This window comes from Novosphingobium sp. KACC 22771, assembly GCF_028736195.1.
In the GTDB taxonomy this organism is placed as follows: Bacteria; Pseudomonadota; Alphaproteobacteria; order Sphingomonadales; family Sphingomonadaceae; genus Novosphingobium.
In genome coordinates, this window is record NZ_CP117881.1 from 2,498,150 (window position 1) to 2,521,930 (window position 23,781).

Genomic DNA, 23,781 nt, shown 5'->3' on the forward strand with positions numbered 1-23,781 from the left:
TCACTTCTCCAGAACATAGCGGCCCGGCGCATCGGCCAACGGGGCATAGCCCTTGTCCGGCGCACCCATCGGCGGCGGGGCAACAGCGGCGCCCGATCTTGCATCAAGCCATTGGCCCCATGCCTCCCACCACGAGCCGGGGTGATCGGGAGCTTGCGCCTGCCACACATCGGGCGCGAGGGCCGGGCCGCAGGCCGGTCGCACAAGAAGCTGGTAATGGCGATGTTTGTGCCCCGGCTCCGAAACGATGCCCGCATTATGACCGCCACTGGTCAGCGCGAAACATATTTCCGCATCGGTCAGCATGTGGATCTTGTGCACCGAGCGCCATGGCGCGACATGATCGGTCTGCGTGCCCACCACGAACATCGGGGCTTTGAGCGACGACAGGCTGATCGGCTGATCGCCCGCCACAAAGCGCCCCTCGGCCAGATCATTCCGGAGGAACAGCTTGCGAAGATATTCGCTGTGCATGACAAAGGGCATCCGCGTGCCATCCGCGTTCCACACCATCAGGTCGCTGGACGCGGGCCGCTCGCCCATCAGATATTCGTTCAGGATGCGCGACCAGACCAGATCGTTGGACCGCAGCATCTGGAACGCGCCGCCCATCTGGCCGCTGTCGAGATAGCCGCGCTCCCACATCATGCTGTCGAGCAGGTTCAACTGCGCCTCATCAATGAAGAGGCCCAATTCGCCCGGCTCGCTGAATTCGGTTTGCGCGGCCAGCAAGGTCAGGCCCGCCAGTCGCTCGTCGCCATCGCGCGCCATGGCCGCCGCCGCAATGGTCATCAGCGTGCCGCCAAGGCAATAGCCCAGCGCATGGACTTTCGCCGCGCCGGTAATCGCGCCGATCGCGTCCAGCGCGGCCATCGGGCCCAGAAGGCGATAATCCTCCATGGTCAGATCGCGATCCGCGCCATCCGGATTGTGCCATGAAATCGCGAAAACCGTATAGCCCTGCCCCACCAGCCAGGCGATCAGGGAATTATGGGGCGAGAGGTCGAGAATGTAATATTTCATGATCCAGGCCGGAACGATCAGCACCGGCTCGGGGCGGACCGTCGCGGTGGTCGGCTCATACTGGATCAGTTCCATCAGGCGGTTGCGATAGATCACCTTGCCTTTGGTCGCGGCCAGGTCGCGCCCGATCTGTAAGGGCTGCTCGTTCGCCTGCGCCGTGCCGCGGGCAAGCGCCTCGATATCGGCCATCAGCAGCCTTGCGCCCTCGGCCAGACACATCCCGCCCGTATCGACGATCCGCTCTTGCAGCACAGGATTCGTCAGGATGAAATTGCTGGGCGCCAGCATGTCGAGGATCTGGCGCAGGGTGAAGGATGTCACCGCCTCATGGCGGGCGCTGACGCCTGCAATGCCGGTGGTGGCCGCATGCCACCATTGCTGCGTCATCAAAAAGGATTGGGCGATCAGGTTATAGGGCACCGCTTTCCACGCCGGATCGTCAAAGCGGCGATCCTGCGGCAAGGGCTCAATCGCGGGGTGATCGCCATCGGCGCCATGGGCTACATAATCGGCCAAACGCAGGGTTTTGCGCCAAGCTTTGGCCGCCAGTTCCAACCGCCGCCCCGGCGATACCGCAAGATGCAGCGCCCAGTCCGACAGCGCCTGCGCCACGGTAAAGGGCGAGAGCCCGCCCGTGACCCCGGCAATGGCGGCGAAGGAGGCCCGATCGAGATTCCGGGCCATCCCTTCGAGCGGATCGGCGGCCTCATGGGTCGTTAGCAGGTCGTTCATGGGTGAACTCCTTTTGGCGCGTTCGGGCTGGGGGATGAGGCATTCGCCCCCCAACCGCCAGCAATCGCGCGATAAAGCTGAATTGTGGCGGTGCCCTGGGCAACCTTCGTCTGCTCCACCTTGTCGGCATCGGCAAAGGCGTCGAGTTGCGCCTGCAGCACATCGCCCAGCGTCATGCGCCCCGCACGATAGAAGGCCTGCGCCTGATCGACGCGGCGGGCGGACAGGTCGCGGGCCTGCTCAAGCCCGCGCAAACGCGCATCCAGCCCGGTGCGCATGGCATAGGCTGTCTCCACCTCCTCCAGCGCCAGCAGGATGGCGCGATCCTGTCCCGCCAGCGCCGCCTCCAGTTCGCCGTGCCCCGCCGCAATCCGCCCGCGCAGCAATCCGCCGGTGAAGATCGGGACGCTGGCCTTGACGCCCACCAGACCAATCGGGCCGCCAAAACCGGGCAGGCCCGACAGGGCGATATGGCCATCCTGTCCCATGAAACTGATCCCGAAACGCGGCATCAGATCCGCCTTCAGACTTTTCAGCCGGGCGGCCCGCGCGGCAACCATCAGCATGCGGGCGCGCACATCGGGGCGGCGCTCCAGAATGGCCGAGGGGAATTGACCGGCGGGCGGCGGCGGCACGTGAATATTCGCGCCTGCCGCCTGCGCGGGCGGCGTTTCGGGCAAATCTCCGGCCAGCACGGCAAGCCGCCTGCGCCGCGCGTCGATCAGCGACATGAGCGGCGGACGGCCCGCCTCCAGCGAGGCCAGCGCAGCCTGCGCCTTGGTCACGTCCAGCGCCTTGGCCTGCCCCATCCTTTGCCGGGCGGAGAGATAATCGGCCAAAAGCCGCGCCGATGCGATGCTTTGATCGAGGATCGCCAGACGGCGGCGCAGCCCTTGCCACTGCTGATAATTTTCGACGACATCGCCGATCACGGTCAGCGCAACGCCATGGGCCAGCCATTGCGCGCTGTCGGCAAGAGCCTTGGCGGCTTCGGCATCAGCGTGGCGGCCGCCGAAGACATCCGGCTCCCATTGCGCGCCAAGGCCGACAAGATAGCCCCCGCCCGTGTTCCCTTCGGAAAAAGGCGCAAGGAGCGAGCCCAGAGCGCCATCGGCCCCGGTATCGGCCAGCGTTCCCCATGCCGCGCCATTGGCCGCGACGGTGGGGTAGAGCGCGGCCTCCGACACGGAGACGAGCGCCCTTGCCGCGCGGACATGGGCCTGCGCCACGCGAATGTCGGCATTGGCGGCCAGCGCCTTTTCGACCAGCGCGTTCAAGGCGGGATCGCCCCATAGCGTCCACCACCGATCCTGCGCGCCCGCCGATGGCAGACCGGCCTCGGGCGCGGCAAGGCGCGCGGGCGGGGAAACCATCGCCTGAGGCGGGGCGAGAGGTGGCGAGGAGGCGCAAGCCGTCAGCACCAGCGCCGCGCCCGCCGCCAGCAACGCGTGCGGGGTCATCCTTGGGCCCATATGCATGATTTTTGCCTTCATCCCTGACGCTCCAGCATCGAACGGAAGCGCTGCACCGCAAGGGCAACAAACAGCACGCCCCAGCCGCAGATCATGGCCAGTTCGGGCCATACGGTGGCCGCCTGCGCGCCGCGATAGAGCACCGCCTGCGAAAGGCTGACAAACTGGGTCGTGGGCAGCAGTCTGGCCACGATCTGGACGGCGGGCGGCATGCTCTCAAGCGGCGTGGCGGCGCCGGAGAGCAGATAGGCGATGGCATAGACCGGCACGGCAAACAGGCCGAATTGCGGCATGCTGGGCGCCAGCGTCGCCATCCACATGCCCAGCGACGTCACCGAAAAGAGATAGAGCACCATCGCGCCCGCAAAGAGCGCCAGGGAACCCGCCAGCGGCACGGCCAGAACCCCGTGCACCACAAACCACAGCGACGCGATCGAGGCCAGCAAGATGACCAGACCATTGGCCAAAATCTTGGAAAAGGCGATTTCACTGGCGCGGACGGGCATGACCAGCAGATGTTCGATCGTGCCATGCTCGCGCTCGCGAATGACCGCCGCGCCGACAAGGATGATCGAGAGCACCGTCACATTGGTCACGATCTGCATCACCGAACTGTACCAGGCCGATTGCGAATTGGGGTTAAAGAAGATCTGGCTGGTCACGGTGAGGGGCAGAGCCGCCAGCAGGCCGCGCGCGTTGAGGAAATCGAGCGTCTCGGAAGCAAAGATCCGCTGGAAATCGACAGCCCCCAGCCCGGCCTGCGTCATGGCGGTGGCATCGACCAGAATCTGAACCGCCGGGCTGCGCCGGGCCAGCACATCGGCCTGAAAGCGCGGCGGGATCTCAATCACGAAAATATAGCGGCCCCGGTCCATCGCGGCGGAGACATCCTCGCGCGCAATATCGACCGGCGGCTTGAAATAGGGCGGCCGCACCGCATCGCGCAGGCGACGCGACAATTCGCTGTGGTCATCGTCCACGATGGCGACCGAGGCATTGGACACCTCGGCCTTGAGCCCGGTGGCGACGAGCTGGATGGCAACGGTAAAGGCAAAGACGATCAGCGCCATCAGCGTCACATCCTTGAGAACGCTGCGCAGTTCCTTGACGCCGAGCAACCAGACGTTGATCAGCCAGCGTTTCATACCTCCTGCTTTCCCAGCATCAGCCGCGAGGCCATGATGACGGTGAGGGCAAACAGCCCCAGCGCCAGATAGGCCGTGTCGAAGCTGGCCAGGCCAAGGCCCTTGGTGAAGGTTCCCAGACTGATGATCTGAAACCACGAGGAGGGAAAGATGACGCCGATCCAATAGCTGCCGTCGAGCAGCGTCGAGACCGGATAGAGCAGGCCCGAAAAATTCACCGAAGGGATGAGGCAGATCAGCGCCGTGGCGAAAATCGCGGCGACCTGTGTGTGGACAAGCGTGGAGATCATCATGCCAAGCCCGGTGGAGGCCAGCACGAACAGCAGCGCGCCCAAGGTCAGCGCCAGCAGGGAACCCTTGAGCGGGACACCCAGAACGGTCACGATCAGCGCCACAAGGCTGGCATAGCTGACCATGGCCAGAGCGACATAGGGCACCTGTTTGCCGATCAGAAACGCCCCGGCCCCCGCGGGCGAGGCATAGAGGTTGATAATCGAGCCGATCTCCTTTTCGCGCACGATGGCCAGCGCGGTCAGCATCGCGGGGATCAGGATCATCGTCAGCATCAGCACGCCCGGCGTGATCGCATAGATGCTGCGAAAATCCTGATTGTAGATAAAACGAGGCTCAATCGAAGCGGGCATCGCCAGAGCGGTGGAGGCCGCCCCCAACCGGTCGAGCGAATAGGACAGGATGATTGCGTCGGCATAGCCCTGGATATTGGCGGCCAGAAAGGGGCTGGCGCCATCAATGAAAACCCCCAGATCCGACTTTCGCCCCGCAGCCAGATCGCGGCCAAAGCCGGGGGGAATATCCAGCACCATCTGGACGCTCCCCTCACGCAGGCGAACATGCGCGTCCTCCTCGCCGGCGATGGGTGGGCTTTCCACGAAATAGCGTGAGCCTTCAAACCGGCGGATCAGATCGCGGCTGGTCGCACTCTGATCATGGTCGAGCACCGCCATGCGGATGTTCTGCACGTCAAAGGAAATGCTGAAGGCGCAAATGCACAGCAGGATGATCGGTCCCGCCAGCGCAAAGCCCATGCGGATGCGGTCACGCGCCAGCTCGGTCGCCTCGCGCCGGGCAAAGGCCCAGGCAAAGCCCAGCCAACCGGCCAATCCGCTTTGCCGGTTGCCTGGCTCGTCCTGCTTCTGCCCGCCGGGGTCCGGGGCCGCGACCGGCGCGGTTGGCGCCGCATTGTCCTCCAGCACCGCAATGAACGCGTCCTCCAGACGCGGCGCATGGTATTGGCGCGTCAGTTCCTCCGGTGTTCCCACCGCCAGCACCCGCCCGCGATCCATCAGCGAAATCCGGTCGCACCGCTCGGCCTCGTTCATGAAATGGGTCGAGACAAAGATCGTCACGCGGTCCTCGCGCGAGAGGCGCAGCAGATGGCCCCAGAACATGTCGCGCGCCGCCGGATCAACGCCCGAGGTCGGCTCGTCAAGGATCAGGATTTCGGGCTTGTGCAGACAGGCCGCCGCCAGTTGCAACCGCTGGCGTATCCCCAGCGGCAGCGCGGCAGGCAGGGCGCGGGCATGATCGAGCAGCGCATATTGCGCCATCACCTCGCTCACCAGCGCCCCCGCCTCGGCCTGCGGCACGCGATAGAGGCGGGCGTGCAGGGCCAGATTCTGCTCGACGGTCAATTCTTCATAGAGCGAGAAGGCCTGCGACATATAGCCGACCCGCATCCGCGTCTGCATGTCTCCGGCGGTGATCGGCCGCCCGAACAGGGTGGCGGTCCCGCTGCTGGCATCGAGCAATCCGGTCAGCATCTTCATGGTCGTCGTCTTGCCGCAGCCGTTCGAGCCGAGGAAGCCGAAGATCTCGCCCCGGCCGATCCAAAAGCTGACATCATCGACCGCGACGAAATCGCCAAAGCGGCGCACCAGGTGCCGGGCTTCTATGGCTGGCCCCTCGCCCCGGTCCTGCCATGGCGCGACATTCATCAATTCGCCCGCAGGCCGCTTCGCCTCGGGCAGCAGGCTGATATAGGCCTGCTCCAGCGTTGCGGCCCCGGTTTGCGCCAGAATGTCGCGCGTCGGCCCCTGCGCGATGATGCGTCCATCGTCCATCGCCACCAGATGATCGAAGCGCTCGGCCTCCTCCATATAGGCGGTCGAGACCAGCACGGTCAGCTCGGGCCGCTCCGCCCGCATGGCATCGACCAGTTCCCAGAACTGTCGCCGCGACAGGGGATCGACGCCCGTTGTCGGCTCGTCCAGAATCAGCAGGTCCGGATCGTGAACCAGCGCGCAGCACAAGCCCAGCTTCTGCTTCATGCCCCCCGAAAGCTTGCCAGCGGGCCGGCCGGGAAAAGGCGCAAGCCCCGTCGCCTCCAGCAGGCGCTGCATATGCGCGCGCCGTTCGGCCCCGCCTAGACCGAACAGGCGGCCGAAAAAGTCGATGTTCTCGGCCACGGACAGTGTGGGGTAGAGATTGCGCCCCAGCCCCTGCGGCATATAGGCGACGCGGGACAGGAAAGCCGAGCGGTCGCCCCGCTGCGCGAGATCAAAGCCCAGCACGCCGACCTTGCCCTGCTGAACCCGCTTCACCCCGGAAATCAGCCCCAGCAGCGTGGATTTGCCCACCCCGTCGGGCCCGACAAAGGCCACCGCCCCGCCGCGCGGCAATTGCAGGCTGACATTGTGGAGCGATGGAACCGGGCCGTAGTGATGGGAAACATCCTCAAGGACAATGGCCATGGCGCCCGGTTCCTGCGCCCCGGTCACGGTCTGGCCGCTCCCAAATCTGGCCCCAAATCCGGCCATGCTTTGGCGGGATCGGTGCGGACAAAACCATCGGCGGTCATCCCCGCTTTCAGCACGCCCGCATACCGCCGCGCCACTTCCACAGGTATCTGCAGCTTCACCCGATAGGAGAGATTGTCGCGCTCATTGGCTGTTTCGACATATTTGGGCGTGAACTGCGCCTCGGGCGAGACAAAGCTGATGCGGGCGGGCAAGGCGCGGGCAAAACCCTGCGGCAGGACGCGCGCCTCATCCCCGATCCGAATGCGCGAGACGACAGTAGAGGGCACGAAGATGGTCAGATAGACATCATCGGGGTTGATGATCGACAGGAGCTTGCCGCCCGGCGCCATCATCGCGCCGGGCTCCACGATGCGATATTCCACCCGGCCCGGCCCCGGCGTGCGGATATGCAGATCGGCGCGTATGGCCGAGACAAGCCGGATCTGGGCATCGGCCTGCGCAATCGCGCCACGCGCCTCGCCGATGGCGCCGCTTGCCGCCTCAAGGCCACCGCTCTCGCCCGCCAGTGCCAGATTGCGCTGTTTCAGCTCCACATCGGACACCATTTCGCGCGCATGAAGGCTCGCGGTTTCCGACCAGTTGAGCCGGGCGAGTTCGGCCTGACTGCGATGCGCCGCCCTTTCGCCCTGCGCGCGGGCAAGACCGCCCAAGGCCCTTTCGCGCGAGGCTCTGGCCGCATCAAGTTGGGCCAGTACATCGGCATCGTCCTGCTCGGCCACGATCTGCCCCGCCTGAACCATATCGCCTTCGCGGACCGTCAAAGAGGTCAGCCGCCCGGGATATTTCACCGCAATATCGGTCCGGGTCATCTCGATCCGGCCATTGCTGCGCAGGACCCATGCGGGAAGCGCGGCCCGATCCATGAAATGATGCCACGCCCAATAAGCCCCGGCCGCCAGCGCCAGCAGGACCACCCCGGCCATAATGCCACGGGGCTTCATCTGCCGCCCCTGTGGCCGCGAACCGTCAATGCGAGAGCACCAGCACATTGCATAACCATCGGGCTCCTGAGCCGGAAGGAAAATGAAGGGCGATTACGGCCCGTCGGAATGTTCTGATTTTCAAATTACGACGCGCCATCGTCGGCCATGACCCAGCCGACTCCGGAACAATCGCCTCTCTCATGGCGAGATCAACAAAAAATTGAACGGACTGTCAAGTTTTCTATATATCGGATCCAAAACGTTTGTTCCGAACAAAAGGGGATTGGCAAGGCTTTGCGGGCATCACCGGCGGCGCAAGATGGACCATGGTCGAAGCCGCACAGCCAAGTCGCAGCGACAAGCCCGGCGCCACGGCGATCCGGCACGAACAGCCATGCCCGCGACATTGCGGTGGTTTGCCGACAGAAACCTGCTAATCGCCGTGCCATGTCAAATACGCACAGGCTTGCCGGCACCGTCGAAGTGGACGGGCTTAACTATGATTGGGAACTTCGACGCGAGCCGCATTGGAGCGAGTTTGAAGGATGGAAGGGCATGGCCGTCGCCCTGCTCCAGCACGACGGCCAGCGTGGGGCCATCCTGGAATTTCCCCCACCCAAACGCTTGCTCAAAGGTTTGCCGCCCAGCCGCCTGCAAATCAGCGACGCTCTTGTATCGCGGGGCATCCGCGCCGCCTTGACGGCTGGGTGGGAGCCGATGTCGCGTGGAAAGCCGATAGTGTTCGTCGTCGATGCGGACGGCAATTAAGCGCCCTCCACCAACCCCACGCCTTCCCATGCGCGAATTGCGGGCTTTGTCCAGACTGCGAATCTGTGGCGGTATGCTGCAGTGAAAAGAGGTGTTTTGCGCTGTTGGCTTGCCGCAAAACACCTCTGATCGATCATGACTGCCTACTTCAGCTTCGGCTTCTGGCGCGAAGTGATGGTGGGCGTGACCAATTCCTGCCCGGTTCCATCATCCACCACCACATCGCGGCGATAGGACAAAACGCCGGGAAATCTGCCCAGTCGGCCGAGGAAAAGGCCATAATAATTGTTGATCTTGCCATGCGCGCGAAATGCCGGACGCTCCGCTTTCCAGCCTTCAGGCAAACCGCTCACGCCCGAAATTTCGCCATTCTTGAGGTTGGCCATCGCCTTTTCCGTCAACATGGCCGCCTGTCCCGGCAATTTCGGGATGGCCGGGTCGGCTTGGGTTTTGAAGGCCAATTGGTTGCCAAGGTCGGTAATCACGCCCGGTTTCACGTCAAATTCAACCGTGCCCATGCACATGCACGTGCCGCCGACAACCAGCCCTGCCGGATCGCGCATCACCGGGCCATAATAAACATACGTCCCCGGCTTGACCGCCTCCAGATAGGTGAACACGCCATCTTCCTTTGAATAGATGAACATGTTTCCGATACCGGCAAGATCGCGCAACTCCGGCGGCGTAACCGACAGGCTGCTTTCGGTCGGCTCTTCGGGTTTTTTCGGAATGGGGGTCTTGTTGGCCTGCGCCGCTTTTACGCCATCATTCCAATCGGCCAAAGCCGAAGCGTAGCGCTTCCTGGCTTTTTCAAGCTCTTTTGCCAGTTCGGCCTGATAGGCTTCATGGGTGGCGCTGTCAGGAATGCGCAGGAAGGATGCAAACATACGCTCATTCGCCGAAATCGCGATATAACCGTTTTCATGATCCAGTTTCTGTGAACCGGCCACCAATCTTGTCTTTTCAACGGCATAAGGCAGCTTTGCCGGCCCGGCAAGACAGGGGCCGGCCATCAATGCCCCAGCCATCGCCGCAGTGATCATGCGCGCCATCATTGGTCCAATTCCTTTGCCTTGGGTTTGGGGCCAGAGGCAACCATTGCCTGCTGGGTCAATGCGGCAAGGCGCACCTCCTCTTTCTTGCGCCCCAACCCTTCTTCAAAATGAAAGGCTTCCCAAAGCTCGCGGCTGAGTCCGTAGCGCTGATAACCCTTCCACCCCATGCAGCGGCGCATATTGATGCGATATTGCTGTCGCCGCGCGGCCGAACCAAAGATGGCATCAGCCGCCGCAGCGCCGATTGCGCCGCCAACGCCCCCGGCCAGACCGCCATATTGCGATATCATTTGCGATTGCATGGCATCATTTGCGCCCAAATAGATGCTCGATCCGCTGGATAGGGCGTCGCATTCCTGAACGTCCTGCCGGGCCTGCTCAAAATCCGTGGCGTCGCGGTGAAAATAGAAATATTTATCATAAGCTGCCGTAATTTCAGGCGTTTCTGCAAATTCCAGCTTGGGCATGGCGGGCAGACCGGACGGCGTATCCGCCAGGGCTCCAACCGGGGATGCAAGCAACCCGATTGCCAGGGCAATCGGGCATAGTTGGTATAACTTCATGAAAGGCCCCCCTTAATTCTTTGGGCAATTTAGGCCGAAGGAATCAAGCGCGGCAAGATCATTGCATGAGACTGCGCGTGTTATGCCCAATTATTAATAGAGACTAAGAGTAATCCCTTATAATACCCGCGTTATGGAAAAGGCGTCCCCTTGGTGGCCAGATGGGAGAGGACGCGATCGGCATGGACGGTCTCCGTCAACAGCTTGCTGCCCATCGTAAAGCCCAATTTGCGATAGCTTTCCCATTGCGCTTCATCGAAAAACTGGTCGAGTGTGCTCTGCTGGGGGAAATTCGGGTTGCGCCGCCCATAGCCGAGCACATCCTCGGGCACGCCATCAAACAGGCATGGTTTCATCCACAGGATATGCCCTTTCCAATTCGGGTCGCTGCAATCGACCACCTTGAGCAGCAGGCAGAATGCCTTTTGCGAGGCAGGAGCCGATGGGCCGAGCGGCGCCCTTGCCAAAAGCCCGTCACGCCAATCCCCGCTGTCGGTGTTGAGGAAAAGTTGCGCACCAGCGGCATCCATGATCCTGGCCACCTCGGAATGGCTGGGGACGCTGATTTCCATCCCCAAATCGATCCGCGCCTTGCGGATCAGGTTTTCCATATCCTCAAACGCGCATGCATGGTCCTGACCATTGTCGCACACAAGGATCGTCGGAACCTTGCGCCGCAACATTTCATAGGCGCCGGTGTTTTCGAAATGGCCGCCATCGGAAATGTTGACGTAATCGCCGCTGCGAAAATACATGCCGAACATTTCCAGCAGAAGATGGGTGTAGGTCGGCAGGATGCGCCGCCTCAACCAAGTCCGGATGGCATTGGGCGCCATATACCGCGGCAAGGATTGAGCCAGCGCATCGCGCACATGCCACCAATATCCCAGCCGGATATTGGCAAAGACCAGCATCAGCGAGCCGCCCAGCGTGGTATTCATCCCCATCCCGCTGGAAAAGGCGGCGCCGGAAATCGCGCATAGCTGGCCTACGCTCAATGCCTCCGCCTGATCCAGTTCCTTCCACGAAATGGCCGCGTCCTGCCTTGTTCTGGCGGCCAGAAAGGCGCCTTCGGGCGCAAAGACCAGCGGCACACCTTTCCGGTCCCGTTCCAGCAACTGCGATCGGGTCGGGCTTACCGTTTCGTTCAGCGTCGTGTTGACCAGATGAAAAGGCGCGAAGGTCTGGTTGCTCATGGCCGCATGTTGATAGGCGGCCATCGGGATCTGATCGCCCGGATCACTGTCGGTCGGACCGCTGCTCTTGTTGCGCAGGCGCACCACATTGCCTGCGCCCAGAAATGCCCGCGTCAAGCGCGTACCGTAAAGACCATGGAGCGAACTGAGATTGAGGAAGGCCGGAAACGAACCGGTGATGAAGAACATCACGCTGATCATCAGCCACGTCCAAAACATCGAGTTAAAATAGGGGGGCGAGGACGACCATACGTAATTATCAGTTTTACTTTCCCAATAGATGGACTGGGTCCACCCCGGCCCGTCAAAAGCAAGAGCCTGAACCCCCACATCCACGGCAATGGCCAACAAAGCATAAAGCAGGATCGCCGCGACCAGGGCGATGTTCCAGATCTGCCTGCCCAGAAAAGCGGCCAGCCGCCCGTCGCCAAACCATTTCGGCGCCTTGGCCACGATGGTCGAGGCAACAGGGGCAAGCACCAGCATGCCAGCACCCGCCCATCCCTGTCCGCCCGAGCCAAAGCTGTAGGCCGCGCGGCCCAACGCGCCCAGCACCACCAGCAACAGCCCGATGGTGGACCACAGCAAGAGCAGAGAGAGCGAGCGGGTCAAACGCCTGCGGATTTCCACGATCAGCGGGGCGATCCCATCGGTGCTTTGGGCGTTGCCGTCATCCTTGAATTGGGGATCGGCGGAGGGCAGGTAATGGCTGTCGATGCGCAGCACCAACAGCAATTGGGTCAGCGAACTTACCGCCATCACGCCTAAAACCACGCTGGAGGCCAACTGCCAATGCGCCTGCACCGCTTTCCCGCTCAACACGCCGGCAGGAGAAAACGCCCATGCCGGTATGCCCGTAATCAACGCCAGCACGACGCAATTGGCATTCAGTCGCCAACGACTGGGCGCTCCTTTCGCCTTGATCAGGAAGAAATAGTGCGTCGCGCCCCGCTCCGCCCAGATAGTCAGCCAATAAGCTTCGGCAAAAACCGCACACAGAGCATAGCCAAACAACGGCAGAACAACCAGAGGACTGACCGACCAGCGAAAGTAATGCTTGCCATCAACCTCCGTACAGGCCGAAGCGCAATCCTTCACCATATGCCCTGTAAAGCTGAACAGATCAGCGGTATTCGACCTCCAATGATAGATGATCGTGGTCAACGCCGTGCTGGTGGCAAACAACATTGCCAAAGCGGCAATGATGACGAACATTAATCCCGACCAGTTGCGGATAAAATAGGTTATCGCGGCCTGATAATCCGATGGCCCATTGGGCGCCATATAACGGCTGTGTTGGCGCAGCCACCACAAGGGATGGCGGATCCTGCCCCCCGCCGGGTTGAACGGATCGTCGATCTCCTCCTGCTGCGCATTGTCGGCCAGCACCTTCAGCGCGAATTGCGCCGTATCTTTCGGGCGGTCCTGCGGCAGGGCGGGATCAGGTTGCGGCCGGGGGGCATTGCCGCGAATGGAATCAGGCATGAACAGCGACGTCATGAAACTGCCGAAATAGCCGCCGCCCGAAACGGTGGAGCAATAGTCGAAATCGAGCAGCCGGTTATATTTCGCAAAAGCCTGCGCAACCCCAAGAGAGATTGTCGAACTGCGAATGCCGCCACCGGAAAAGGCCACGCCCATCAGGCTATCGGGTCGCAAATAGGCTATGTCGGGATCGGCCTGAAGCTGGGCGCGCCGTCTCGAGATAGCCTCATCCATGGTTGGCGCGATCATGGCCGGTTGAGTCTGGATGGCATCGCTGGCTTGAGATGGACTGGTGTCAGACATGACAGCTCCCGGCTTAATAGCCTGTGGATCGAGGTTTTTCGACAAAGGCGGCATCGCGCACATATCGCCGCCGCCGCATCACGGCTGGAGCAGCACAAAATCCAGCTTTGTTGCGTTGCGAATACGCTGGGTCGCCTCAAACCCGTTTGACGATCCGCCCGAGTTGGTGTTGCCCTCGGCGGTGCGTACAACTGTGCCCGATTGTTCGAGCACAATGCCGGTGTGGATCCAGTCGGAGCTTGATTTGCTGCTGGGCACAAGAAACAGCGAGCCGGGTGGTATCGCGCCCATCGCGCTGCCCTTGCGGAATGTGCCTGCCGCTTTCGCGCTCATGGCCAGAACGTCGCAACTGTAGGTGCGCTTGATTGCCGTGCTCTGGCCCAAAATCTTGGCACAAGAGAGCACAATGCGGGTTGCAAAGCCCGCGCACCAAAGCCAATCCTTGCCTTCATTGCCATCCATATAGAACCGGACCCATGGCCCCGCGTTGGCCCCGCCGATCTCGATCGGATGCTCGGCCAGTTGCTGAAGCGCGCAGGATACGACCGTTGCTCCCAAAGATGCGGCCGGCGCCACCGGCTTTGCCGCCCGCAGCAAAGGTTGCGCCATTCGATCCATCAGCGACTGGTCCACGCTGGAGGTTCGAGACAGGCGTTTTGCATCGCAAAAAGCATCGAGCGCGGCTTGCGTGCCATCGCCCCAATCGCCGTCGATCGTCGGCTTGAAGCCATTGATCCACAAGTATTCCTGAACAAGCCTGGCCCCTTTGGACTTGCCCTGACCAATGGAAGACGCGACCAGTAATTCCTTGGCAAGACGCTTGTCAACACAGGCAGCGGAAGTGAGCAATTCATCTGGCATTGCAATCTCCTAATAGGAGTTGTCTAAAAACGCCGAATCGACAAAAACAATGCTGCCATATTTCTGAAAAATGACAAGGTGAGGCGGACTTTATTAGCTTATCTATGAATATCGGTTAAAATTACCGCGATCTATTGGTTATTAAGTGCCGAAATACGGGATTGCCCGCATCGGATGGCGCCAAGCGCTCACAAGTCGCCACCGCTGGCGGAGACACCGCCCGGGCTTAACCTTTGTCAATTTTTTCCGCCAAACCTTGTTTGCGGTTGCCCCCGTCAATACCTTGCGTTGCCGCGTAGCTTGCGCGCTATCCAAGCAGTCCCACAAGGAATTTTGCATGAGCACCCTGATTGACAAGCTCTCCTGGCGCTATGCCACCAAGAAATACGACCCCGCCAAAACCGTCCCGGCCGACAGCATCGAGCGCATCATCGAGGCCGTGCGCCTGACCGCGACATCAAGCGGGCTTCAGCCCTTCGAACTGCTGCTGGTGACAAACCCGGAAATTCGGCAGAAGATCCGCGAGGTGGCGTGGAACCAGGCCCAGATTACCGATTGCTCGCATCTTCTGGTATTTGCCGCATGGGACGATATCACGCCCGAGCGGGTCAACATGATGTTCGATCTGACCAATGAAGTGCGCGGCTTTGTCAACGAAGGCTGGGAAAACTATCGCCGCCAACTCCTTGGCATCGTGGGCGCGCGGGGCACCGAGGCGAATTATCAGGCCGCCGCACGTCAGGCCTATATCGGCCTTGGATCGGCGCTGGTGGCCGCTGCGTTCGAGGAAGTGGATGCAACCCCGATGGAAGGCTTTGATCCAGAAGCGGTCGATGAAATCCTGGGCCTCAAGGAGCGCCATCTGCGCAGCGTGATCCTGCTTCCGCTGGGCTATCGTCAGGCCGAGGGCGACTGGCTGGTCAATCTCAAGAAGGTCCGCCGCGAACGCGATGCCTTTGTGACCGAAGTGCAATAACACCAGACGGCAATGGCGGCGCTCGGGTCCATGACGCCGCCATTGCCGACCTGTGCAAGGTGGCGCTGAACGCGGGCCTCAAGGCCGATTTGGCATCGCTGGCTTTTAAAACGAAACGATCCGGTGGGATCAACCGCCGCCCCATGCGTCAACCTCGACCGATCCACCACACAAGGCCCATGCCGATGATGGCCAGCGCCATGCTGACCATCAGGATATAACGAAGAATATGCGGCGTTGATCCGGCCCGCGCCTCGTTCGTTTCGAGAATGACCTGCTCGTCTTTCTTTTCCATGACCCTTCTCCTCATCCTCTCCGACTGATCACAAACAAAGGGGGCCGGCTCCCGAAGGAACCGGCCCGATTGGTCAAGGCAGCAAGCTTAGCGCCGGTTTTCCCAGCCCCGCCTTGCCGCTTCGGCATGGCCGCGCGGATCGCCCGACCAGCCGCCGTGGCGCTCGTGCCGCCCATCGTCGCGGTCATCGTGTCCGCCTCGTGAGGAATAGCCGCGATCGTCATGGTCGCGTGAACGCGAGCGCCCATCATCGCGGTCATCATAATCACGCCCGCGTGAAGCCCCGCGTTCGTCCCAGCCCCGGCGCGAGGCTTGGGAATGGCCCTCCGGATCACCGTACCAGCCGCTGCGCCCATGGTCGGAATTTTCCCAACCCCGGCGCGATGCCTGCGAATGGCCCTCGGGATCACCATACCAGCCGCTGCCGCTGCGGCCATGACGGCCGGTTTCGTGATCGTCGTCCTCATCGTCGCGCCGATAGCGCTGCTCGCCGCGACGGCCATAGCCACCATCGCCCTCGCGTCCGCCACTGTCTTCACGGCCGCGGCTGGTAAAGCGCCCGTCCTCATCGCGCGGACGATCATTGCCGCCGCGCATCGAACGATGGTCATCCTCGTCGCGGCTGCGGGCAAAGCGGCCGCGGTCATCGCGATCATGATCGCGATATTGCTGATAACTCGCCATTTCCTTCTCCTTTGTGTAGCGGGTGTGGCCCCGCTCTTCTTCGCTGCGCCCCACCGGGCGCCTTTCATCCCGGCGAAGACCCGATCGGGCACCTCCGCGAAGGGAAATCGGTGAGGGAGGAGCGAAAGGCCCATCCTCTTCAAGCTCGCTGCGTCTCGCCTTGATCCGCTTGGCCAATTCCGGCGTGTCGATCCCGCAGGCCTGCGCCTTATGAAAAATCCCGCCCGCCTGCTCTTCCTCGCAGACATGGTGGTGCACCTGTTCGGCCAGCACGCGGAATTTGGCGTCGCGATAGGGATCGTCTCTCGACCCGCGCATCAGGTCATCGATCAGGATCTTGACGCTGTCATGCTCCACCTGCGCATCGTCGAGCTCATCTTCATCGGAGAAATGCTCACGGCAGGCGGGATAGAAGATTTCCTCTTCCAGCATCGTATGCAGGATCAGGGCCTGCGTTGCCTCGTCGATGATCGCGCGCTGCCGGCCTGCATCGGCATCCTCATATTCCGCAAACAGCTTTTCGACGGCGCGGTGATCGGCCATCAACAGCGCGCTGACGGCTCCTTCGGATGGCGTATGCGCCTTGCGCTTTGCCCGCTCACTGTCCGCAGGCGGCTGACCGGAGGAGGACGCCTTTGCCTGATCAGGAGCATGTTCGGCCTTGTCGGGTCGGGCCCCTTCGGCAGGGTCTTGCGCGGATTTGGGTTCGGCAGGCTTTTGTGCGGGATTTTGCGCTTTGGTCGCGGCGGCGTTCTTGCCCGCTTCTGCGTTTTGGGGCGTGCTGGTGGCCATCAGGCTCTCCTTCTCTGGGATCTGACTGATCCGAAAAGCGGCACAGACATTTTGCTCTGCCGTTGCCTGAGAGAACACCCGGATGCCCGGTTCGATCCACGATACTTGCACAGGTTAGCGTAATCCGTCCAAAAAGGACGAAGGCGCGGTGCGTCGGTATTTCAGCACGGCTGAACGCCGATTTCGCCCCTGCTTAACATAAGTGAATCCGCAAAGCCGATTTCGCGCCCACATAGCATGCCGACGACATGTCGAGCCGATCCACTCCGGATTTAGGCATATTATGCCGGGCGACAGAGACCCTTGCCCGCCTGACCATCCAATATCTGCCCCATGACGATCCCGGCCCTGTCTGCGGGGCAACTCATCCATCATTTTCTCAGGTACGGGGGTTCCACCCATGGCCGTAACAACACTCGAAGCAAGCCACATCCGATATGAGGTGCGCCGCCATAAGCATCTCGCCCGGCGCCACGAACACACGGACCGGCTGTTCCGCATCGAAGACGGCTGGGCATGCCAGTATCGTCTGCTGCCCGATGGGCGGCGTCAAATCATCGCGCTCTTCCTACCGGGCGATTATTGCGAGGCCCAGTGGGTATTGACCGGACAGGCCAACTGGCCGGTGGTGGCTTTGACCGACTTGTCCGTCACGGAAATTCCGCTGCACGAGATACGGGCGCGCCATACCCGCGAATTTGACGGCATGAAAAGCATGCTCGGATCGATCATGCATACACTTAAAAACCATGAGAAATGGATCGTCAATCTGGGCCGGATGACTGCCACCGAACGGATCTGCGCGCTGCTGCACGATCTGGTCGAGCGGCTGCGGCCCAGCGGCAAGGTGGTGTCCAACCATTGTCCGATGCCACTGACCCAATATGATCTGGCCGATATTGTCGGCATCTCATCGGTACACGTCAATCGCGTGCTCCAGACACTGCGCGGCGAAGGCGTGATCTCGCTGGAGGCGGGCCGCCTGTCTCTGCTCAACCCTGCAGAACTGCTCAGATTGGGCGGCCCGGCCCATGTTTGAGCCAGTTGGCCGACCCGCGGCAATCAGAGCGACATGTGCAGATAGCTGGAGCGAAACCCGCAGGCCTGCGCCAGCCTGTGCGGGTCGGGTATTGCGACGAATTGTTCGCGCCATCGGATCAGGCCGGCCCGGCGCATCTGTTTGATCACCCGGTTGACATGGACCGCGCTGATGCCCGCCGCAGCGGCCAGATCCGTCTGGGTCAGCGGGCAACAGTAACCCTCGTCCCGGGTCATGCCCACCGCGCGTAGCCGCAGATAGAGTTCGCAAATCAGACAACCGATCCGTTCGGGCGCGGCGCGAGCGCCCAGATTGAAGGTCCATTCACGCTGAATGGCCAGCGTGATCTGGGCATCGGCGGCCAAAGCGCGGCGTATATTGGTCGATTTCTGCTCAAGGGCATTGAGCCGTTCGGGATGCACCATCGCGCAATGCAGGGGACTGATCGCCCCGATCGAATGGTCCAGCCGCATGGTCATCTTCGTTGGCCGGATGCATAAATCGCCGGGCAGGAGAAAGCCGACAATCTGGCGCCGCCCGTTCTCCAGAATCTTGTAGCGTGCAGCCCAGCCTTCCATAACGATCTTGGCAAAAGCGGGAACCGCGCCCTCGCCTATCAGGTCCTGGCGCGCCCCGACAAGCAATGGCTGGACGCCCGAAAGGTTGGCCAGCCATTGCTCATCGCGCGCGGAAAGATCGGTGTATTGCGCCAGTTTCCGGGTCAACATCGAAAGCATGACACCTCCCCATCGGGCTGCGGGGAGGCGCCGCCACGCCTCGCCCGATATTTACGCATCGCCGCCCAATGCTGCCACATCCGGGCCGGTGAACGGTCTTTTATCATCATGATCATCTGCACTCTGCTTTTCATCCTGATGGTCATCGGCAATCGGCTCACCGCCTTCCTCCTCTTCCATCAAGGCGGCATTATCCGCATTGGCGGACAGACGAACGCGGTCGCCCTCCACCGCCGCGATCAGTCCGACCGAGATGTAATGATGATGGCCCCCGCCCCCTTGCGCCGGGGCGGCGCCCTCCTGCCCCGCATGCGAACCGCTGTCAGCCCGGGTCAGCTTGATGCGTCGTCCTTCCACGCGGTCAACCGTGCCCAGATGCACGCCGTCGGCGCCAACAATATCCATATGCTCCTTGATGGCGTTCAGGTCGATCATGTCCTTCTCCTTTGAAATTGCGTTTCATTTCATTGTGATTGGGGGTTGGCCATACGGCGATGGCGCGCGCCGGTGGCGATTTCGCGGGCCTCCATCATTTGCTTGAATCCGCGCAGGATCCGCCGCGCATGAGCCCGCACCATCGCGCCCAGGTTCAAGGGTGCGAAACGTTCGAGCACCTTTGCCGAAACGGTGAAAGCCAATGTCACCCGCACCACTGCGCCGCGCATATCGGTGTCGAGAAAATCGATGCGCCCGCCGTTCTCGACATCGCCCTCCTGCTCCGACTGCCAGAAGATTGTGCGTCCCGGGCGGTCCTCGCTGATGGTGGAAACCCAACTGGCGCAGGTTCCGTTGGGGCCGATGACGGTCCAGCGCACGCGCTCGCCGTCGAGCGGCACGATCGAGGCCATCGGCCCGACAATCAGCGCCACATTGTTCGGATCGCGCCAGAAAGCGTAAAGCTCGCCTGCAGAGCGCGCGATCGTGACGGAATGGGCAAACAGATCGCGATCCGGCTCTATGTCGCGCGATGCGGTGATGGGCGCGTCATCCTTTTCCGAGACAGTCATCACGCACCATCCCGCCGGTCGGTCAGCTTATCCAGCTCATCCAGATGCTTCTGCACCACCGGCGCAATGGTGGCGGCCACCTCCTTCAAGGCGGGATTGTCGCCGTCCGAGGCATAATGGCGATGCAGGTCCAGCGCGTCGGAATGCGCACTGCGCTGGCTGGTCAGATAGAGTTGATCGACATCTGCCGCATTGGCCGATTTGATGATGTCCAGCTTGTTTTGCTGATCCTGCGTCAGGCTCGTCGATCCCGCAGGCAATTGGAGCTTGTCGGCAGCGGTGCCCAATTTGCGGCTCGATTCCTGATGGGCGGCGATCATCATCTCGGCAAATTTGCGGACCGCCGGGTTCTTGCTGGTTTTCAACAAGGCCTGCGATGTCTCTATTTCGAAACGGTCGCCCGCCGCCGCCTTGTCGAGATAGGTCCGCGCGTCCGAGGGCTGAAGAGTGAGATGCGGCAGTGTAATATCAGGGGCCGCGCCGGTGGCCTCGACATTCTCGGTCGCATTGCCGTTGTCCGCCTTGTTGTTGCAACCGGCCAGCGTCAGGGCCGAGGCGATCATCAAAAATCCGTATTTCATGAAATTTCTCCTTTCAAAGAGAAAGCGCCCATGATGCGGGAAACCGATGGGCACGGCCTTGCCGCGCATGGGGATCATCGCGGCCGGTATGTCTGCGTGGTCAGCATCACCTTGTTCACCGCGTTGCGGACGTAGTGATATTGAAGATAGGCGTCGGCGCCCTGCTCAAGGTCATAGCGGTGGCTGATGAGCATGGCGGTATCGATGCGCCCATCAAGGACAAGGCGCAGCAATCCCGGCAAATGGCGCTGCACATCCGCCTGACCGCTGCGAAGCGTCAGGCCCTTGCGCATGAATGCGCCGAGCGGAAATTTATCAACCGCTCCGCCATAGCAGCCCGGCATCGACAGGCGGCCGCCCTTGCGACAGGCGATGATCGCCTGATGGACGACATCGCCCTGATCAAGGGCGGGTGAGATCGAGCTGTTGACCGGATCGGCGATGACTTCAAAATAGGTGCCATGCGCATTCATGCACACCGCATCGATGCAGGCATCCGGCCCCATCCCGCCGGTCATATCGAGCAGCGCTTCATGAACATGGGTTCGGCCAAAATTGATCGCCTGAGCGCCCAACCGCCGGGCCAGTTCGAGACGGTGGGCATGATGATCAATGACGATCACCCGCTCCGCGCCCATCAGCCAGGCTGCCTGCACCGCGCAAAGGCCGACCGGCCCGCAGCCCCAGACGGCAACCGTATCGCCCGGCTCGATGTCGGCGTTTTCGGCCGCCTGCCATCCGGCGGGCAAGGTGTCGGCCAGCAGCAGCAGCCTTTCGTCGGCGACATCATCGGGCACCACGATAGGCCCGGTATCGGCAAACGGCACTCTGACATATTCCGCCTGACCGCCTGAATATCCGCCCGCCATCCGGCCATGCCCGAAGATCGCGGCCGCAGGCATGCCATAGATCATGGCGGCAAGATCCTGATTATCCGGCGGATTGCCGTTATCGCAGCAGGAATATTGCTGGCGCGCGCAATGATAGCATCCCCCGCAGGCAATCGTGGAGGGCACCACCACCCGCTGCCCCCGCCGCAGTCCACAGGCGGCCCCGACCTCAACCACCTCGCCCATGAATTCATGACCAAGGATATCGCCCGCCACCATGCCGGGAAACAGCCCGTCATAGATCTGCCGATCCGATCCGCAGATACCGGCGGCGGTGACGCGAATGATCGCATCGCGCGGGTTGATGATGCCGGGATCCTCAACCGTTTCAACGCGCACATCGCGTTTGTCATGCCAGACCAGCGCACGCATGATCATTACTCCTCTCGCCCTGTGCCAGCATAGGCATGCCGCGAAAGCCGGACGGTGCCTGACGCGACCATCGGCGGACGCAATCATCGGCGGATACGGCCAATATGCCGGGGCATGGCCATCATGGGATAAACGAGCAGGATCGCGAGTTGATCCTCGGCAAGTTCCTAATCCAGGTTAGGATCAAGCCCGATGCCGCGAGGAACAAGCCCGTCCGCGCCCCGTTCCCCAGATGTCAGGCAGCTTGAGCGCGCCGGCATGTTCCCTTTGCTCTGGAGAGTAACGATGCTTGAAAGCACACAAGATTTCGCCAACCAAAACCTGGCCACGCAAAACCTGATTGCCTCCAACCGGGTCGAAGGCACCGTCGTCTATAATCTGGCGGGCGAACGACTGGGCACGATCAGCCACTTCATGGTCGACAAGCGCTCCGGCAAGGTCGACTATGCGGTTCTGCAATTCGGCGGCCTGTTTGGATTGGGCAGCGATTATTACCCCCTGCCCTGGCAGGTGCTGACCTATGATCCGGCGCAGGGGGGCTATATCGTCAATCTCGACAAGACCCAGTTGGAAAACGCCCCCCATTATGGCGAGGCCGATACGCCCACCTATGACAGGAATTATAATGGTGAAATCTTTAACCATTATGGCCTGACCTATATCTGAGGACGGCGTGCCCGCGTCTTGGAAGGCGAGGCATAAATGTTAAAGGAAGGAAGCGCGCCATCGCCGCCGCTTCCTTCTTTTTGTGCCGCCCCTATACTTGCCCGATAAAGGAGAGGACGCCCATGCGCATCGCAGCCCATCATGGCTAGAACAAAGCTGGCGGACAGGCTGGGTCCGGGGCTGATTACCGGGGCCGCCGATGATGATCCCAGCGGCATTGCCACCTATGCCATAGCGGGCGCGCAATTTGGCACCTCGCTGCTTTGGACGATGCTGTTCACCTATCCGCTGATGGCCTCGGTCCAACTGGTCTGCGCGCGGGTGGGACGGGTCACGGGCCATGGCCTTGCGCACAGCCTGCGCGCGGTGCTCCCGGGCTGGATGATGGCGGTGATCCTGCTGCTGCTGTTTGGCGCCAATACGATCAACATCGGCGCCGACCTTTCGGCCATGGGGGAGGCCGCGGCCATGGTTGGCGGCGTGGGTCGCCACACTTTCACCATCGGCTTTGCGGTTATCTCGCTGCTGCTGCAATTGTTCGTGCCCTATGACCGCTATGCCCGGCTGCTCAAATGGATGACGCTGACATTGCTGGCCTATGTCGCGTTGCTCTTTATCGTGCGGGTGAACTGGCTGGGCGCGCTGCACGATCTGGTCGTGCCCCATATCAGCGGGGCCGCCGCCCTGACCGCCATTGTCGCGATCATGGGCACCACGATCAGCCCCTATCTCTTCTTCTGGCAGGCATCGCAGGAGGTCGAGGAGATCCATCAGGTGCGCGAACGCCGCCCCCTGCGCCGGGCGGGCAATCAGGCCGCCGACGCCTTTGCCCGCATCCGCATCGACACGTGGAGCGGCATGGCCGTATCGAACATCATCGCGCTCTCGATCATGCTGGGCACGGCGATTCCTTTGCATGATGCGGGCAAGACAGACATCAATTCGGCCGCCGATGCCGCACGCGCGCTGCAACCTGTTGCGGGCGATCTGGCCTTTGCGGTCTTTGCGCTGGGCATCGTGGGCACGGGGCTTTTGGCCATTCCCGTGCTGGCCGGGGCCTCGGCCTATGCCATTTGCGAGGCCACCGGGCGCAAGGCCAGCCTTCAGGAAACGCCCTGGCATGCCCGCGCCTTCTATCTGATCATCACGCTGGGCATGGTGCTGGGCATGGCCATGGACTGGTTGGGCCTGAACGCGATGAAGGCGCTGTTCTGGAGCGCGGTGATCAATGGGATCGTGGCGGTGCCGGTGCTGGCCGCACTGATGCATATTGTTTCGCGCCCCGCCATCATGGGGCGTTTTGTCGCGCCGCCTATGCTGCGAATTGCCGGATGGTTCACCACCGCCGTCATGGCGGCGGCGGTAGTCGCCATGCCTTTTACGTCAGGGTGAGCCTGAAGCGCGGCAGCCCCCTGCCCATGGGCGAACATTGCCCC

The 23,781-nt window shown here is 61.8% G+C and carries 20 protein-coding genes and 1 pseudogene; 5 read left to right on the plus strand and 16 right to left on the minus strand.

Translation table 11 applies throughout. The annotated features are described in order from the left end of the window. Genes PQ467_RS11415 through PQ467_RS11435 form a run of 5 tightly spaced genes read right to left on the minus strand, consistent with a single transcriptional unit; the run spans position 1 to position 8,093 of the window. Positions 1–1,755 (minus strand): PHA/PHB synthase family protein, encoded by a 1,755-nt coding sequence (locus tag PQ467_RS11415; RefSeq protein WP_274173526.1) that lies wholly within the window; start codon positions 1,753–1,755, stop codon positions 1–3. Then, positions 1,752–3,215: an efflux transporter outer membrane subunit gene (locus PQ467_RS11420; protein ID WP_274173527.1), complete on the minus strand. Its 1,464-nt coding sequence runs from the start codon at positions 3,213–3,215 to the stop codon at positions 1,752–1,754. Before PQ467_RS11420 ends, PQ467_RS11415 begins: the two co-directional genes overlap by 4 nt. Before the next feature lie 29 nt (positions 3,216–3,244). Next, positions 3,245–4,372 carry an ABC transporter permease gene (locus PQ467_RS11425; protein ID WP_274173528.1) on the minus strand — a complete coding sequence of 376 codons (1,128 nt, stop codon included), beginning with the start codon at positions 4,370–4,372 and terminating at the stop codon, positions 3,245–3,247. Next, a complete protein-coding gene (rbbA, locus tag PQ467_RS11430) occupies positions 4,369–7,083 on the minus strand; it encodes a ribosome-associated ATPase/putative transporter RbbA (protein ID WP_443193008.1) in 2,715 nt (904 codons plus the stop codon). The genes PQ467_RS11425 and rbbA overlap by 4 nt, the downstream gene beginning before the upstream one ends. Before the next feature lie 23 nt (positions 7,084–7,106). Then, positions 7,107–8,093, minus strand: a complete 987-nt coding sequence (locus PQ467_RS11435) for an HlyD family secretion protein (protein WP_274173530.1) — start codon at positions 8,091–8,093, stop codon at positions 7,107–7,109. Between the two features lie 429 nt (positions 8,094–8,522). On the opposite strand from PQ467_RS11435, the gene PQ467_RS11440 reads away from it, so the two are divergent. After that, positions 8,523–8,843: a hypothetical protein gene (locus PQ467_RS11440; protein ID WP_274176145.1), complete on the plus strand. Its 321-nt coding sequence runs from the start codon at positions 8,523–8,525 to the stop codon at positions 8,841–8,843. A gap of 143 nt (positions 8,844–8,986) precedes the next feature. On the opposite strand, the gene PQ467_RS11445 is transcribed toward PQ467_RS11440, so the two are convergent. The 4 genes from PQ467_RS11445 to PQ467_RS11460 form a co-directional block, all read right to left on the minus strand. Next, positions 8,987–9,898 (minus strand): hypothetical protein, encoded by a 912-nt coding sequence (locus PQ467_RS11445; RefSeq protein WP_274173531.1) that lies wholly within the window; start codon positions 9,896–9,898, stop codon positions 8,987–8,989. Beyond that, on the minus strand, positions 9,895–10,461 hold the full coding sequence (locus PQ467_RS11450; RefSeq protein ID WP_274173532.1) for a hypothetical protein: 567 nt from the start codon (positions 10,459–10,461) through the stop codon (positions 9,895–9,897). The genes PQ467_RS11445 and PQ467_RS11450 overlap by 4 nt, the downstream gene beginning before the upstream one ends. Positions 10,462–10,592: 131 nt before the next feature. Continuing rightward, a complete protein-coding gene (locus PQ467_RS11455; protein ID WP_274173533.1) occupies positions 10,593–13,445 on the minus strand; it encodes a hypothetical protein in 2,853 nt (950 codons plus the stop codon). Between the two features lie 78 nt (positions 13,446–13,523). Next, entirely contained in the window at positions 13,524–14,306 is a 783-nt protein-coding gene (locus tag PQ467_RS11460) for a hypothetical protein (RefSeq protein ID WP_274173534.1), read from the minus strand. A 337-nt stretch (positions 14,307–14,643) separates the two neighbouring features. Here PQ467_RS11460 and PQ467_RS11465 point away from each other — a divergent pair, with 337 nt between their 5' ends. Further along, positions 14,644–15,282 (plus strand): NAD(P)H-dependent oxidoreductase, encoded by a 639-nt coding sequence (locus PQ467_RS11465; protein ID WP_274173535.1) that lies wholly within the window; start codon positions 14,644–14,646, stop codon positions 15,280–15,282. Between the two features lie 148 nt (positions 15,283–15,430). Here PQ467_RS11465 and PQ467_RS11470 read toward each other — a convergent pair whose 3' ends face one another. Both PQ467_RS11470 and PQ467_RS11475 read right to left on the minus strand, forming a co-directional pair. Further along, a complete protein-coding gene (locus tag PQ467_RS11470; RefSeq protein ID WP_274173536.1) occupies positions 15,431–15,577 on the minus strand; it encodes a hypothetical protein in 147 nt (48 codons plus the stop codon). 87 nt (positions 15,578–15,664) lie between these two features. Next, on the minus strand, positions 15,665–17,053 hold the full coding sequence (locus PQ467_RS11475) for a hemerythrin domain-containing protein (protein WP_274173537.1): 1,389 nt from the start codon (positions 17,051–17,053) through the stop codon (positions 15,665–15,667). Positions 17,054–17,453: 400 nt separating this feature from the next. Here PQ467_RS11475 and PQ467_RS11480 point away from each other — a divergent pair, with 400 nt between their 5' ends. Next, positions 17,454–18,092, plus strand: coding sequence for a Crp/Fnr family transcriptional regulator (locus tag PQ467_RS11480; protein ID WP_274173538.1), 639 nt, complete (start codon positions 17,454–17,456; stop codon positions 18,090–18,092). A gap of 23 nt (positions 18,093–18,115) precedes the next feature. Here PQ467_RS11480 and PQ467_RS11485 read toward each other — a convergent pair whose 3' ends face one another. The 5 genes and pseudogenes from PQ467_RS11485 to PQ467_RS11505 form a co-directional block, all read right to left on the minus strand. Then, positions 18,116–18,829 (minus strand): Crp/Fnr family transcriptional regulator, encoded by a 714-nt coding sequence (locus PQ467_RS11485; RefSeq protein WP_274173539.1) that lies wholly within the window; start codon positions 18,827–18,829, stop codon positions 18,116–18,118. 165 nt (positions 18,830–18,994) lie between these two features. Further along, positions 18,995–19,264: pseudogene (locus tag PQ467_RS11490) on the minus strand (DUF2171 domain-containing protein); the annotation flags it as partial. A 29-nt stretch (positions 19,265–19,293) separates the two neighbouring features. Continuing rightward, a complete protein-coding gene (locus PQ467_RS11495) occupies positions 19,294–19,836 on the minus strand; it encodes an SRPBCC family protein (protein ID WP_274173540.1) in 543 nt (180 codons plus the stop codon). Further along, on the minus strand, positions 19,836–20,417 hold the full coding sequence (locus tag PQ467_RS11500) for a DUF4142 domain-containing protein (protein ID WP_274173541.1): 582 nt from the start codon (positions 20,415–20,417) through the stop codon (positions 19,836–19,838). Before PQ467_RS11500 ends, PQ467_RS11495 begins: the two co-directional genes overlap by 1 nt. A 74-nt stretch (positions 20,418–20,491) precedes the next feature. Beyond that, positions 20,492–21,679, minus strand: coding sequence for a zinc-dependent alcohol dehydrogenase (locus PQ467_RS11505; protein WP_274173542.1), 1,188 nt, complete (start codon positions 21,677–21,679; stop codon positions 20,492–20,494). Positions 21,680–21,964: 285 nt separating this feature from the next. Between PQ467_RS11505 and PQ467_RS11510 the strand changes: the two genes are divergently transcribed. Both PQ467_RS11510 and PQ467_RS11515 read left to right on the plus strand, forming a co-directional pair. Beyond that, the gene (locus PQ467_RS11510) at positions 21,965–22,345 is read left to right on the plus strand and encodes a PRC-barrel domain-containing protein (RefSeq protein WP_274173543.1); all 381 of its coding nucleotides are present in this window, start codon (positions 21,965–21,967) and stop codon (positions 22,343–22,345) included. A 141-nt stretch (positions 22,346–22,486) separates the two neighbouring features. After that, positions 22,487–23,737 (plus strand): NRAMP family divalent metal transporter, encoded by a 1,251-nt coding sequence (locus tag PQ467_RS11515; RefSeq protein ID WP_274173544.1) that lies wholly within the window; start codon positions 22,487–22,489, stop codon positions 23,735–23,737. The last annotated feature ends 44 nt before the right edge of the window (positions 23,738–23,781 follow it).